At 36.4% G+C, this 13,526-nt stretch carries 11 protein-coding genes; 8 read left to right on the top strand and 3 right to left on the bottom strand.

Annotated elements, in window-relative coordinates; translation table 11 throughout:
- Positions 1–4: 4 nt before the first annotated feature.
- Positions 5–1,183, bottom strand: coding sequence for an acyltransferase family protein (locus B154_RS0123160; RefSeq protein WP_018616745.1), 1,179 nt, complete (start codon positions 1,181–1,183; stop codon positions 5–7).
- A gap of 381 nt (positions 1,184–1,564) precedes the next feature.
- A complete protein-coding gene (locus tag B154_RS0123155) occupies positions 1,565–2,704 on the bottom strand; it encodes a hypothetical protein (RefSeq protein ID WP_018616744.1) in 1,140 nt (379 codons plus the stop codon).
- A gap of 415 nt (positions 2,705–3,119) precedes the next feature.
- Between B154_RS0123155 and B154_RS0123145 the strand changes: the two genes are divergently transcribed.
- Positions 3,120–4,913, top strand: coding sequence for an ABC transporter ATP-binding protein (locus B154_RS0123145; protein ID WP_018616742.1), 1,794 nt, complete (start codon positions 3,120–3,122; stop codon positions 4,911–4,913).
- 176 nt (positions 4,914–5,089) lie between these two features.
- Here the strand turns inward: B154_RS0123145 and B154_RS0123140 are convergent, their stop codons facing one another.
- Positions 5,090–5,944 carry a dienelactone hydrolase family protein gene (locus B154_RS0123140; protein WP_245542650.1) on the bottom strand — a complete coding sequence of 285 codons (855 nt, stop codon included), beginning with the start codon at positions 5,942–5,944 and terminating at the stop codon, positions 5,090–5,092.
- Positions 5,945–6,227: 283 nt separating this feature from the next.
- On the opposite strand from B154_RS0123140, the gene miaB reads away from it, so the two are divergent.
- The 7 genes from miaB (at position 6,228) to B154_RS0123100 (ending at position 13,506) form a co-directional block, all read left to right on the top strand.
- A complete protein-coding gene (gene miaB, locus B154_RS0123135) occupies positions 6,228–7,655 on the top strand; it encodes a tRNA (N6-isopentenyl adenosine(37)-C2)-methylthiotransferase MiaB (RefSeq protein WP_018616740.1) in 1,428 nt (475 codons plus the stop codon).
- 217 nt (positions 7,656–7,872) lie between these two features.
- Positions 7,873–9,135: a sigma-54 interaction domain-containing protein gene (locus tag B154_RS0123130; protein WP_018616739.1), complete on the top strand. Its 1,263-nt coding sequence runs from the start codon at positions 7,873–7,875 to the stop codon at positions 9,133–9,135.
- 67 nt (positions 9,136–9,202) lie between these two features.
- Positions 9,203–9,763 (top strand): LPS assembly lipoprotein LptE, encoded by a 561-nt coding sequence (lptE, locus tag B154_RS0123120; protein ID WP_245542649.1) that lies wholly within the window; start codon positions 9,203–9,205, stop codon positions 9,761–9,763.
- 19 nt (positions 9,764–9,782) lie between these two features.
- Positions 9,783–11,030, top strand: a complete 1,248-nt coding sequence (locus tag B154_RS31025) for a hypothetical protein (RefSeq protein WP_018616736.1) — start codon at positions 9,783–9,785, stop codon at positions 11,028–11,030.
- Between the two features lies 1 nt (position 11,031).
- Entirely contained in the window at positions 11,032–11,385 is a 354-nt protein-coding gene (secG, locus tag B154_RS0123110) for a preprotein translocase subunit SecG (protein WP_018616735.1), read from the top strand.
- A gap of 85 nt (positions 11,386–11,470) precedes the next feature.
- Complete coding sequence (gene mltG, locus B154_RS29600) at positions 11,471–12,517, top strand: endolytic transglycosylase MltG (protein ID WP_018616734.1); 1,047 nt, start codon at positions 11,471–11,473, stop codon at positions 12,515–12,517.
- Positions 12,514–13,506: a YihY/virulence factor BrkB family protein gene (locus B154_RS0123100; RefSeq protein WP_018616733.1), complete on the top strand. Its 993-nt coding sequence runs from the start codon at positions 12,514–12,516 to the stop codon at positions 13,504–13,506. Before mltG ends, B154_RS0123100 begins: the two co-directional genes overlap by 4 nt.
- The last annotated feature ends 20 nt before the right edge of the window (positions 13,507–13,526 follow it).

The following is a 13,526-nucleotide window of genomic DNA, read 5'->3' as shown; positions in this document are numbered from 1 at the left end:
GGTTTTATACCCGTAAAAAGACTTTCTTTCTGTACATAAAGTATAAGAATAACCATTTTATGGCAACGAAACATATCGCCATTACAACAATATTAAAAGGATCGCCGACGAGTTGTCCAAGCCATTTAAAAAAGCCATTTGTTGTATACTCCCAATTAATAAATTTGCCCGAAATATATATTAGAATTGAGTTCATTCCTATAACCTTAAAGAAAAAGGCCCATTGTTTGTACCCGAGCACATCAATAACGTAATAAAACAACGAAAGTAAAAGGAGGCTGAGGCCGCCTACATGCAGTACAAACGAGCTCGACCACAAATTCTTATTGATGGGGAAATCTAAATTCCACAGTTGAGCAAGTACTAAAAAAATAATTCCGGTCACAGCAAGATAAAGCGATTTTTTATTTTGTGACAGATGTTCATTTCTTAAAAGAGTTCCTGCTAATATTCCCAAAAGACCTGTACTGATAGCAGGGATAGTGGAAACAAGACCTTCCGGGTCATGAATGCCAAGGTATAATTTACCCGGTATAATAGTGCGGTCTATGTACGACGCAAAATTTCCTTGCATAGTCAGGTCGCCAGCTGGAAAGCCGGGGGCAGAATTAAATTTAAGAAGCAGCCAATAACCAATTAATAATGAAGCAAACCATATTATCTGTGCACGCTGACGGCTATACAAGTAGATGATATTTGCTAACATATATGCTATACCGATTCTTCCTAAGACCGAAGGAAACCTGATTTCGGCAAGTGGTTTGATTTGTAAGCCATTGTTAACGACAATACCTAATAACACGAGTATCAATCCTCTTTTTATAACTCTTAGTACCAACTCGCTTCTTGATTTTCCTTTTTCAAGTTCTCTGCCTACTGAGTAGGGTGTTGCTACTCCTGCTAAAAAAAGAAATAAAGGAAAAATAAGATCATAAAGATGAAAACCGTTCCAGTCAGGGTGCGTAAACTGATTTGCAACTGCACCTATAACAGGAGAACCGGTAGCTTTTGCAAGTGAATGAAAAATTTCTTCCGCTCCCATAATCCAAAACATATCAAACCCCCTTAATGCATCTAACGAAAAAAGTCGTTGATGAACAAAAGGTTCTTTTTTAAAAGGAGGTAATTCATCCCGTTTAAGTTGACGTGCTGTGTGAATTGCATCTACTTCATGTGAAATCATATCAATCGTTTTTTAATGTTTAGCAGGCGTTATAAGTTTAAGGAAATTTAACTAAAAATAAGTAATCAAATTAATTAAACGATTAGTTATTTCATTTTTTTGGAAGATTAATTGAGAAAGCATTAAGAATAAAACAGGCACTTTTGAAAACAATTGAATTATATTGTGAGTCTCGATTCATCCGGTCGGACTAACTTTGCTTTTAAATAATTAATGTATGAGAATTCGAAATTTTCTATGGAATATTTTTAAAGCGTTATTTGTGCATAAAAAAGAATGTTGTAAATAGTTATGTACAAAAGGTGAGAAACGTATTGGAAGAAAAGAATAAAAAAGCTTTACATCTTATACAAGCTACTTTAAGACAAATAGAGGAAGTTATTATTCTTTTTTGTACTCGATTCTTACAACAGCATTTTTCTGTTCTGTTGATGTAACAAACAGTTCATATCGTTTGCTGCCGGCTGTAATAATCATTAAAGAAGTATTAGGAGGAATAGATCCGAGGTTTTCAGCTACCATCACAAACTCATGTACTCCAGAGTTTTCGTCTGCATGGATAGTAAAACTAATAGGCTTATCAGTAAGCATTTTATTATTTACGATTAATTCGTTGTTATGATACACCGAAATACGGTCTCCATCTATTTCTCCATTATCATACAATTCAATTTTAAATTCTTTCGCGGAAGTTGTAATAGTTTTAACCAGGTTATTATCCCTTTTTATAAGAACCTCAGGCTTCGGTAAAGTTTTTATTACTGGTGGCGGTGGAGCAGCAACTGTTGCAGTGTCTTTTTTAGGCTCGTTAACAGTAGGTGGTGGCGGAATTACTTTTTTCTCTGACCTGGTTACCGGCTTTTCTGTGACTTTAGGCTTAACTGATTTTTTAAGAGCGTTATTTTTTGCTACAGGCTTATCTTCATCTGTTGGTTGTGATATCAGGTTAGCTTCTGCTCCGGGTTTTATAGCCCGTTTTTTACCAGAATTATTTCTTGCAGTTTTATGAGACTTGTCTTTTTTCTTTAATTCATTTTCTCTTTTTACCAGGAAGTCTTCTTTATAAAAATCAGATTCTGTTGATTTTTCCAAATACACTTTTCCAATGCCACAATCTGAATTGCTTTTTACGTTCCGGCTTGAATATGTTCCTGTCAGGGTTTCGATATCGCCCATCTTATCATATTCAAGATAGCATGTCATGAGACATGGCTGGCTTTGGTCAGCAATTTTTAGGTCTACTAATTTTATTTCGTTTAATAAAATATTATTAGTCTTTTTTGTATAAATACCCTTTGCCTCTGCCTTGCCATAAAAAACGGTTGTCCTGTAAGAGTAGGTAACACCGTTAAGCCCGTTATTAGGAAGTTGCTCTATCTGAACTTCAAATTTGTACCGCTCTTCCGAAAAGCCAAAATTATTCTGAACAAAATATCCCTTCCAGATGCCGGTGATATTTTGGGCGCCTGCGCTAATCGTTAGAACCAGTAAAAAATAAAGTAATGTAAAGCTATACTTCATGTAACAAATGTACTTCTGCTATAGCAATTACTAAGGCAACTGCCGTATAAAGAAGCGTTAAGGTTTAAAGTTGCAATAAGAATTTGAATAAGCGCAATTTCTGATACCTCTGTTATTTTTTGCTTGCCTAATAAAATAAAAAAGGAGTAACATCTCCGCTTTTTAAAATTTGGTTTATTGAGATACCTATTAAACTTTGAAGCATTTTGTGGCTGTCCTTTTATCACGACTTTCTTTAATAGTTTTTCAAACTTTTTTATGGCATTTTTTCTAGAAAGAATCAACTGGGAAGCTATTATAAAAAGTGGACTTTTTGAAACTTTTTCTTTCAAAAGCAGTTTTTTAAATATCCCTTTTATCGCAATTTATAATTTCTTAGCTTTAATGTCGGACTTTTGATAATTATTATACACTTATGAAAATTTTATTACAATATTTAAAACCATATAAATGGTTGATCGCATTGGCTTTGCTACTGGCAACCATAAACCAGGTCTTCTCTATGTTTGACCCTATGTTAATAGGGAAACTGATTGATAAGTTCGCAAATCATCCGTATCATTTTGATGCAAAAAAAACAATTCCACGTACACAAAACCAGTTTGTCTGGGGGGTGTTAGGGCTTCTCGGTCTGTTGGTGGGCACAGCCATGGTCAGTCGGATAGCCAAAGCGTTCCAGGATTATGTGGTGAACGTTATTGTACAAAAATTTGGTGCCAAAATCTTTACTGATGGATTAAGACATAGCATGCGCCTTCCATACCAGGATTTTGAAGACCAGCGCAGTGGTGAAACCTTATCTATATTAACAAAGGTTAGAACGGATACAGAAAAATTTATAGGCCTCGTTATAAATGTTTTGTTTGCCATATTGGTAAGCCTTGTATTTATTTCGATTTACGCCACCAGCAAGCACTGGAGCATAATGCCGGTTTATTTTGGAGGTGTACTTGTGTTAGGAATAGTAACAAATCTTTTGAGCAGAAAAATAAAAACCATTCAAAAGAATATTGTGAAGGAAACAACAATGCTTGCAGGTACAACTACAGAGAGCCTTCGCAATATTGAACTTGTTAAAAGTCTCGGCCTTACTGAGCAGGAGGTAAAACGTCTTAATACCAATACATACAAAATTCTTGGTCTGGAACTGCGTAAAGTAAAAAGTATCCGCACGTTGAGCTTTATACAGGGAACGCTTGTAAATTTTTTAAGACAGGTTATCACATTCACTTTAGTATGGCTCATCTACCGAAATATACTAACGACAGGTGAGCTGATAGCATTACAGTTTTACAGCTTTTTTATTTTTGGTCCTTTGCAGGAGATTGGGAACATCATAGTGAGCTATCGCGAAGCCGAAGCTTCCATAAACAATTTTCATAACTTGATGCTTAGAAAAGTAGAGCCTAAACCTGAACATCCGGTGGTAATCGGCGGAATAAATGAACTTGAGTTTAGAAACATAAGCTTTAAACATCAGTCAGCACAATACAAAGCACTTGACAATATAAATTTTGATGTAAAAAAGGGTGAAACAATCGCTTTTGTAGGACCGTCAGGTGCAGGAAAAAGTACACTGGTGAAACTATTGGTGGGGTTGTATCGCCCGCAGGAAGGGGGCATTTATTATAACGGAGTGAGCGGTCAGGACTTGGACTTTGACGAGCTTCGTGGACAGATAGGATTTGTAACACAGGACACACAGTTATTTGCCGGAACAATAAAAGAAAACCTTTTGTTTGTAAACCCGGATGCTACAGATGATGAACTTTGGGATGTGCTGAAAAAAGCAAGCTGCACCTATATTTTAAGCAAAGCAGATAAAGGGCTTGAGACATTGATCGGCGAAGGTGGTTTAAAGCTTAGCGGCGGCGAAAAACAGCGTTTATCCATTGCTCGTTCTTTACTGCGGCACCCTCATTTGCTTATATTTGATGAAGCGACTTCTTCCCTCGACAGTATTACTGAAGAAGCTATAACAACCACCATTAAAAAGATATCTCTCGAAAGAGAACAAATTACAGTGCTTATTGCCCATCGTCTCAGCACAATTATGCATGCTGACCGCATATATGTTTTAGAGAAAGGCAAGGTAGCCGAAACAGGTAGCCATTTTCAACTACTGGATGAAAAAGGATTGTACTATGCCATGTGGCGCCAGCAAATTGGCGAAAGAAAGGTATCAGGTGTGACAGCGCAAACTGTTTAATTATCTTAATGTAATCTTGACTTTTTATGTTTAAAAAAATTACTAATACGCAAGCCAATGCGTATTAGTAATCATATAATTTCAGATGTATTTATAAATTTTGCCTCCCGCAAATTCCGCGCTTTAAATACTATTGCCCCGCATTTTGTTTATAGGTATTTTTAACCTTATATTTATTACAGTCCCGCAAATATTCTTCCAAAGAACACTTTCATATCATTCCAGGATGCGCTGTCTGCAGCAGCATTATATTCAATTGGCATATTAAATTTTTTGCCTGTCTCGGTAGATTTAGGATTTGTAAAAGCATGTGTTGCATTAGCGTAAGATTTAAAAGTATAATCAGCACCAACTGAGTCCATACTTTTCTTAAATGCAGCCACCTCCTGCGGGCTTACAAATTTATCAGCCTCACCATGACATACAAGTATTTTAGCTTTTAATAGCTTTTTTTGAGGAGTTACCCCTGTAAGATTACCGTGAAAACTTACTACGCCTTTAAGGTTTGATCCAAGTTTTGCTGCGTTTAAAACAACAAAACCACCATAGCAATAACCTATGGCTGCTACGTTTGTTTTATCTGTTTGTTCAAATTCTTTTATCTTGTTTATAGCAGCATCCAAACGGATTTTGGTAAGTTGCGGATTTTGATAAAAAGGCGTAGCGAACTCTTGCGCCTGTTGAGGGTTATCAGCAGTTTTTCCATTTCCATACATATCAACTGCCATTGCAATGTACCCCATCTCAGCCAATTGCTTTGCCCTGCTTTTTGGATAATCATTTAAGCCCCACCATTCTGGAACAACTAAAACCGCCGGGCGCTTACCCTTTATGTTTTCATCGTACACAACGTATCCTTTTAAAGTAATTGAATCTGCTTTATAAGTTACTGCCTCTTCTTTAAGATGAAATTTTGAAGGTTTTCCTTCAGTTTGATTATCATTAGAAGTTTTTCCATTACCGCAGGAAATAACAGAAAAAATGGACATAATTATTGACGTGTTAAAGATTACACGAGCTATTTTCATCATTTTCAGGAATTTAAAATAAAATTATTTAATTCAACAACATAAATAATACAATAAGGTTTGAAGATTACAATAATAGACAAATCAGTAAGGTTTAAAGACTAGCTTAACAGACAAAAACAAGCAACAAATATCTGTGCCTGACCTTCTTTTACTAAATTACTTATTGTCGCTTATATTTTCTCTTTTAACACAAAATGATAATATGTTTGCAAAATTCCTCCTCTGACAAACTGACATTAACCATTTAATTATCTTATTTTTGCACCCTTAATTTTTTCTTTTGATGGAAACTTTGGAATTGAACAAAAAAGAGCATGATGAATTGAGGCAAGGGGAGGCTTTTGCTCCTTTTGCTATAGATGAAAATGCTTTTGAAAAAAAATTTTATATAGAAAGCTATGGCTGTGCAATGAATTTTTCTGATAGTGAAATTGTAGCTTCTATTTTACAGGATCAAGGTTTTGGAGCAACTAAAAAGTTTGAAGAAGCCGACCTGGTTTTGGTAAACACATGCTCAATCAGAGAAAAAGCGGAGCAAACTGTAAGAAAAAGATTGACTGAATTCAAAAAAGCCAAGCAGGCCAAACCAGGAATGCTTGTAGGTATTCTGGGCTGCATGGCAGAAAGGCTGAAAGGCAAACTGCTGGAAGAAGAAAAACTGGTTGACATAGTTGTCGGCCCTGATGCATACCGTACTCTACCCGCGTTGATAAAAGATGCTGATACAGGCCAGAAAGGTGTAAATGTATTGCTTAGCAGAGATGAAACGTATTCCGACATTTCCCCTGTTCGTTTAAACAGCAATGGAGTTACGGCATTTGTAAGCATTATGCGTGGTTGCAATAATATGTGTAGTTTTTGTGTCGTGCCTTTTACCAGGGGACGTGAACGCAGTCGTGATGCCTTTAGTATTGTAAAAGAGTGTGAGGAATTGTTTGCTAATGGATACAGAGAAGTTACTTTATTGGGACAAAATGTTGACAGCTATCATTGGGTAGATGAGCAAAAAGATATTATTGTAACATTTGCAAAATTGCTTGAAATGGTTGCCATCATCAGTCCAATGCTTAGAGTTCGTTTCAGTACTTCTCATCCCAAAGACATAACAGATGAAGTGTTGTATACAATTGCAAAGTATGAGAATATTTGTAAGTACATCCACCTGCCTGTGCAAAGCGGAAGCACGCGAATGTTGCAGTTAATGAACCGGACTTATACTCGTGAATGGTACATATCAAAAGTAGACAGGATAAAAGAGATTATTCCCGGTTGCGGTATCAGTAGCGATGTTATTGCCGGCTTTTGTACAGAGACTGATGACGACCATAAGGATACGCTAAGTATAATGGAATATAGCCAGTACGATATGAGCTATATGTATTTTTATAGTGAAAGGCCCGGTACACTTGCCGCCCGCCGTTTTGAAGATGATGTGCCTTTGGAAGTAAAAAAGAAAAGGCTGGATGAAATTGTAAAATTGCAAAATAAAATGTCTTTCCAAAGCAATATCTCGGATATTGGCAAGACATTCAAGGTATTAATAGAGGGCAATTCTAAAAAAAGCGAAAGCGATTGGGCGGGAAGGAACAGCCAGAATAAAGTAATCGTTTTTTCTAAGGGAAGTCACAATTTTAATAAAGGAGATTATGCCATTGTTAGGGTGAACTCGGCAACAGGTGCAACCTTAATTGGCGAGATAATACCGAACTAACCGACGCTTATAATATAAATATAAACCAACAACTTTCTTAAGAAAACTACACGTTGAGCAATTATATAGACTTGGCTTACTGTGTAAGGAACAGCCTTAATAAAGAAAGATGGCGATAAAGAAGAGCTCATACGAGAAATTCGTCATCTAGGGTTTACCATAGCAAAAAACTTAGTGGTTCTTACCTAACAAATAGAAATGATATTAAAGAATAGAGATGGAGTTACAATCAATTAAAAACAGGTTTGGAATAATTGGAAACAGCGCTGCTTTAAACCATGCTTTAGATGTAGCCGTGCAGGTAGCGGCCACCGATTTAAGTGTATTAATCGTAGGTGAGAGCGGTGTAGGTAAGGAAGCATTTTCACATATTATTCATGCTCTTTCTTCCAGAAAACATAACACTTTTATAGCTGTTAACTGCGGCGCAATTCCCGAGGGAACTATTGACTCTGAATTATTTGGCCATGAAAAGGGTTCCTTCACCGGGGCTGTTGACAGCCGCAAAGGATATTTTGAAACCGTAAATGGTGGAACGATTTTTCTGGATGAAATTGGAGAAATGCCTATTGGTACCCAGGCACGACTGCTCCGTGTTTTGGAAAGTGGAGAGTTTATACGTGTAGGTTCATCGAAGGTGCAAAAAACCGATGTGAGAGTAATCGCAGCGACTAACAGAGAATTACTCGAATTTACTCAAACCGGAAAGTTTCGTGAAGATTTATATTATCGTCTCAGTACGGTCCCCATCAGGGTTCCTGCTCTAAGAGATCGTCCTGAAGATATTATCTTGCTATTTAGAAAATTTGTAATTGATTTTGCCGAACGGTATAAAACTACTCCCGTACAACTCGATGACGAGGCTAAAAACCTGTTAATTACTTATCCATTTAAAGGGAATGTGAGAGAATTAAAGAATATTGCAGAGCAAATTTCAGTTTTGAGTACAGAAAAGCTGATAACAGCGGGGCAACTGCGGCAGTTTTTGCCGGAAGCAAATATGAACCGACTTCCTGTTTTGGCTAGCCATGGAAGTCACAATGGAAGTATGACAAGTGAATTTGCTAATGAAAGAGAGATATTGTACAAACTTTTTTTTGATATGAAAAAGGATGTAACTGAGCTGAAAAAAATGTTTGTAGAGATATTACAAAACCCTCCGTCGGCTTCATCAAATCCTGCACTCGCTTATGCGAGAGAGGCTCTGTTGCATGAGTACACACCTGTTTCTCATGATCACCAGCAACCACAGCAGCAACCGCTTCCGAATGTTATTAGCCATCCCCAACCAGTTATGTATGATGATATTCATCATCATGAAGAAGTTGAAGAATCTTTGAACATCATGGACAAGGAAAAGGAACTAATCATAAAAGCGTTAAAAAAACATAAGGGAAAACGAAAAGATGCCGCAAGTGATCTGGGAATAAGTGAAAGAACTTTGTATCGAAAGTTAAAAGAATATGATATTGATGAATAGCGGGTAGAAGCAAGGATTTATAAAAATTGAACCTTTTTTTATTGGAAGTAAAAAGAATACAAATAAATTGAAAATTTTGAAAGCAGATATGAGTTGTGTAAAATCAGTAAATAAAAAATTATTTTCTGCAAAAAGCACTCTTATTCTTACGTCTTTGCTCATACTCATGTTTTTTTCATCCTGTCATGTTTATTCATTTAAAGACGTAAGCATACCGCCGGAAGTTAAAACAGTTAAAATAGGTTTTATTGAAAATAAGGCTCGCTATGTAGATCCACAGTTGAGTCCAAGGCTGACAGATAGATTGCAACAAAAAATAACGAGTCAAACAAGGCTTACAAGAACCAATAATGATGACGCACATTACCAGATAAGCGGCTATATATCGCAAGATAACATTACCACTGCGGGCATTTCTAACCAGGCTGCAGCTACAAACAGGCTTACTATTGGTGTTCACATTACTTTTCTCAATACACTTACCGGCAAAACGCAGGAATTTGACATCGCGCGAAATTTCGATTTCAGTGCAAACTTGTCCAGGCAGCAGGCAGAGGCCGCACTGAATGAGGATATCCTGCGAAATTTGTCTGATGATATTTTTAACCGTATTTTTTCTAATTGGTAGCTAATTGTACTTTCACTCTATGAACCCATCTTCTAAAAAAGTACTACGATACCTGGTCGGTAAAGAAAATATAGAGGATATTTCAATTAGCGAATTGCAAAATCTTGCAGATGAAAATCCATATTTTCCAGTTGCGCAATTTTTACTGGCGAAAAAATTAAAATCAGAAAATGATGCTCATTTTTTGCCGCAACTGCAGAAAACAGCTTTGTACTTTTCAAACCCTTTTTGGTTTCATTACCAGCTATCTGATGAAGCAATTGTTAATGAATTATCTGATGTTAATGAATCATCTGACGAAAAGATTTCAACTGGTTCGTCCTCAATAATTGAAGAGATGCGGCCAAATGAAGCCGCAAGGGCTATTGATGAGTCGGCTGTAAACACCGTTAACATTGAAGATAAGGAGAAGAAAGGCCGTGAAACAAGTGAACAATTAGTAGAAGAACAAGTTGAATCTATTAATATAACTTATTTAAAATCAGGAACAAATGCCGAAGCTGAAAATATAGAAAATGTAAGCCAGCCGGAAGAAGAAGTGGCCGCATTAGTGCCGGAACCGGATAAAGACATAGAAGTCTTTTTAGACGAATTGGATACCGTCGTGCAGGAGAGCCTTTATAATAAGAATGAAGATGTATTGCAGGAAAACGGTACGCCTGCTGAACAAGAAGCATACGCTCAAGTGTTGGAAGAAATGGCGGGAGTGACCCATGAAACCGATGACGTAACTGAAGCTTTTTTAAATGAAACTCAATCGTCACCAGAAGAAAATGCTGAACCGCCCTTACCGGCAAGCATAGAACCGGATGAGCATGAACGAATGTTTCAGAATATTAAAGCAATGCTCGACGCGAGTAGTGAAGAAGCCGATGCAGATATAGAAGATTCCGTTATTCCTATTGACCCTTATTATACAATCGATTATTTTGCTTCACAAGGTATAAAGCTCGAGCTTGATCAAAATCCGAATGACCAGTTAGGCCAGCATTTAAAAAAGTTTACTCAATGGCTTAAACACATGAAAAAGCTTGGGCCCGAAGATGCAACGGAAGTTATTACCCGAACAGACAATGAAGCAGATATCCAAAAAATCGCAGAATCATCTAATACAGTACGTGAAGTAGTTACAGAGGCAATGGCTTCTGTTCTTGAAAAGCAGGGCAAAAACGATAAAGCAATAGAACTTTATAGAAAATTAAGTTTTCTAAATCCCGACAAAAGTGCTTACTTTGCCACGAAAATAAAAAATTTAAAAGGTATCTGAGATGACTATTCTATTTCTTATTCTGATTGTTGTGGCCTGTGCGATACTTGGCTTTATCATATTGGTTCAAAATCCAAAAGGCGGCGGACTTTCCGGAAGTGTTGCTGGTTTCAGCAACCAATTTATGGGAGTGAAGCAAACCAATGATGTACTTGAAAAAGGTACCTGGATTTTTTCTATCGTAATTGCCTTATTAGCTGTTTTCTCTACTTTTTTTATGACAGGAAGTAGTAGTAATGATAATGATATTTTAAATAAAATAAATACCAGCCAGGGAACAACAGCACCAAGGCAAACTGTTCCTCAGCCAACTCCTCAGCAAACTGCACCTCCAGCTTCTAACCAGCCTAAATAAGGGTTAGAAGCGAAGGCTTTAATAATATTTACCCTGTCTTATTAATGACGGGGTTTTTTATTTATTTTGACCCATCAAAATTTTTATGAAAAACGTTGTTATATCAATATCAGTTGCAGTATTTGTTATTGCCTTAGTAGTTGCATATTTACTTTTCGGAAGCGCCACAGCCTTTAAGGAAAATAAAAAATATCTTTTTGTTTATACAGGAAAAGCGGACGAGACTTCTGTAATGAACTTCATAGAAAAAAATGACCTGTTAAAAAACCCGTCTATTTTTAAGTTATTGGCAAATAAAACGCACGTATGGGACAAGCTAAAACCTGGCCGCTTTGAGATAAAAAAGGGCGAAAACCTTATTAGTATTACCCGTATGCTTCGTAATAACAGGCAATCTGCTGTTAACCTGGTTATAAATAAACTACGTACCAATGAAGATGTTGCAGGTATAATAGCAAAGAATTTCGAAGCAGATTCAGCAGAAGTAATCAGTTACATAAATAGCAGCGACAGCCTTGCAAAACTTGATGTCGACACTAATACTTTAATGACGCTTATTATTCCAAATACGTATACTTTATATTGGAACACGCCTCCTGACCGTATATTTAAAAGATTGAAAAGTGAGAAAGAAAATTTCTGGGAAAAGAAAGATCGTACGACTAGAGCTAAAAATCTTGGGTTTACTCCAACACAGATCTATACTATTGCGTCTATTGTAGAAGAGGAAACAAATAAAGATGATGAAAAAGGAGATGTTGCCAGCGTATATATCAACCGCTACAGGGCAGGGATGCCATTGGGAGCAGATCCTACAATAAAATTTGCGCTAAAAGATTTTGGTTTAAAACGCATCTATCGCAAATATCTTGATGTTCAATCTCCTTTTAATACATATAGAAATACAGGCTTACCTCCAGGTCCGATTTGCACACCTTCTGCAAAAACTATTGATGCTGTATTAAGTTCTCCTAAAACAAATTATATGTATTTTGTTGCTAAAAGCGATTTCTCAGGTTACCATACTTTTAGCAGTAATTATAATGAGCATTTAAAGCGAGCAAGAGAATACCAGAAAGCGCTGGATACACTAATTTTGCGTAAACAAAATGCTGCTAAAGCTGCTTTGTGACAAAGATTGAACGGATTATAGTACAATCAAGCCCTTTTACTTTTATTGCTGATAAAAGCAAACACATCGTTTTACCGGGCTTTTACGGCGTACCGTTGTATGACGCGTTTAATTTCTTCCTTGGCGAGCTTAAAAAATCGGGACTTAATGCGAGAGCGAAGTCCATTTCATTTGACTTCGCCATGGCTATACCTGGCGTCTTAATTTGCATTTTTACAGTTATTCCATATTTACCAATTTCAAAGCAATTTACCAAAGAGTTACTTAGGTTAACCAGGCATATCACTCCAAATCAAAATTCCTACAATTTTGTAAATTCATTTCTAACAGATTTTTTAAATACGCCCCGGGTTGGATTGCTTTCTTTCAGTTTTGTGCTTGTTATTTTTTATGCGTCCAATGCTATGCTCAGTATCATTAAAACCTTTGATTTTGCTATCTATAAGCAACGGAGAAATACAAGCTTTATCAAGAAAAGGATAAAAGCGATTAGCCTGACAATTGTGGTACTGGGGCTTGTGATAGGAACAATCTTGCTACTGATTGGCCAGGGACTTTTATTTGATCATATTATGAAATGGCTGAAAATAAAAGGTTCAGATGTTTTGTGGGTATCAACCATAAGATGGATATTAACAATTGGACTGTTTTTCTATTCTATATCATTTATTTATAAATATGCCCCCACTGTAAAAAAAAGATGGCAAACTATTTCTCCCGGCTCTGTACTTGCCACTTTTTTAATGATTGCAACAACCTCAGGCTTTTCATTTTGGGTCAATCATTTTAATAATTATAATAAAATTTATGGTTCACTCGGAACCATTTTAATACTAATGTTTTTGATTTATCTCAATTCTTTAATTCTGTTAATTGGATTTGAATTAAATCTTAGTATTACTGTTTTAAAAAAACAGGCTGATTGGAGAAAACACAAGGAACAGGTAAGGATAGAAAAAGTTGAAACTTTCAGAAATGAAAGAATTTGACGGAAAATTATTATTATTCC

It is taken from the genome of Segetibacter koreensis DSM 18137 (genome assembly GCF_000374045.1).
Classification (GTDB): Bacteria; Bacteroidota; Bacteroidia; order Chitinophagales; family Chitinophagaceae; genus Segetibacter; species Segetibacter koreensis.
The sequence above is the reverse complement of the archived record's forward strand: the minus strand, read 5'-3'. Positions and strand labels throughout refer to the sequence as shown.